Source organism: uncultured Microscilla sp. (assembly GCF_947493425.1).
Classification (GTDB): domain Bacteria; phylum Bacteroidota; class Bacteroidia; order Cytophagales; family Microscillaceae; genus Microscilla.
Map to the genome: position 1 here is coordinate 1 of NZ_CANLRP010000381.1, position 1411 is coordinate 1411.

The 1411-nt window shown below is 41.1% G+C and carries 2 protein-coding genes; both read right to left on the reverse strand.

Translation table 11 applies throughout. The features are described from left to right. A partial coding sequence (locus Q0954_RS33875; protein WP_299466497.1) for a tetratricopeptide repeat protein occupies positions 1 to 1007 on the reverse strand: 1007 nt, incomplete at its 3' end. Between the two features lie 30 nt (positions 1008 to 1037). Beyond that, positions 1038 to 1411: SpoIIE family protein phosphatase (locus Q0954_RS33880; protein ID WP_299466499.1), on the reverse strand; the 374-nt coding region annotated here is incomplete at its 5' end.

A 1411-nucleotide genomic window follows, 5' to 3' on the forward strand; every position in this document is an offset into this window, starting at 1 on the left:
TGCTGTAACGCACTATAGCTCTTATACAAAGTTTCGCTGGCATCTTTTACCACAATCAACTCCTTGCTTTGGCGCCCGGCAGCAAAAACCTCTTTCCCGATCTGAACGGCAGTCAAGTAGTTTTTTTTAGTGTAGTATGCCAGTGCCAAACTATTGAGCGCCATATTTTGGGTATGCTGATGCTTCATTTGCCTGCTCAACCCTGACGCTTGTTTTTGGTAATAAATGGCAGAATCGACTTTATTTCGTGTATACATCAAACTGCCCATGTGATGGTAAGTAAGGGCAATGAGTTGGTAAAACTGGTGCTCTTCGCCCATTACCAACGCTTCTCTATAATAAGCCATCGCCTGTTTGTAGTCTTTGAGGCGGGCATACACCTTGCCCATATTGGTATAAGTACTAACCAAAGCCCCATAATCATTCATTCCTTTTTTTATTTTTGCCGATTTTTTCAAGTACTCAAGCGCTTTGGGATAGTTTTTAAGCTCCAGGTAAATGTTGCCCACATTATTAATAGACGAAGACACCAACTTACGATTACCTACCTTCTCTTGTATTTCCATACTCTTTTGGTAATATTCCAATGCCACCAAAAAGTCTCCTCTTACCTTATTGACAACCCCCAGGTTGTTATAAATTTTCGACATACCCAGGCTATCACCCATTGCCCGAAACATAGCCAGCGCCTTGTGGTAGTGTAAAATAGCTTGTTTGTGGTTTCCTCCAAAATGATAAGCAGCTCCTACCCTATTTTCAGCGTTTGCTATGCCACTTTTAAAACCTAGTTTGGTAGCAATACTGAGGGCTTGGTATCCTAGTTTTTGGGCAGTATCAGGTGCTATTCGCCAAAAAGATCGGCAAAGTTCATTTAAAATCTGTATTCGTTGGGTATCACCTTTGGTTTGTTGCAATAGTTTCTTGAGGCTGTCTATTTTTGCGTTTTGCGCATACATTGCCTGGCAAGTAATAATCATTAAAAAAAATGTAACACAACGTTTATACATATTTATTTGAAAGCTATTTTATAGCATTTATTACACTTTTACCCCCACCCACAAAATATCATCTCGTTGCACTGTACCTTGCATATGGTCTTGTAGTTCGCTCTCCAGTAGTTCTTTTTGCGCATTCATTGGCTTGGTTGCTATCATATTGAGTAGCTTAAGTAAACGCTTACTGCCAAATTTTTTACGCACAACATCGTTTTGGTCTTGCAACCCGTCCGATCCGGCATACAGCACACTGCCACAAGGCAGCACCACCTCTTGTAAAGAAAACTGTTGTCCGTCGTTTCGTAGCCCCCCTACCGACTTGCGGGTACCCTTCAACAATTGGATGCCTGGCTTGTTGACATCTTTGTAATAAAGTGGGTTTCTTGCTCCCGAAAATATTACCTTAATATGATGAT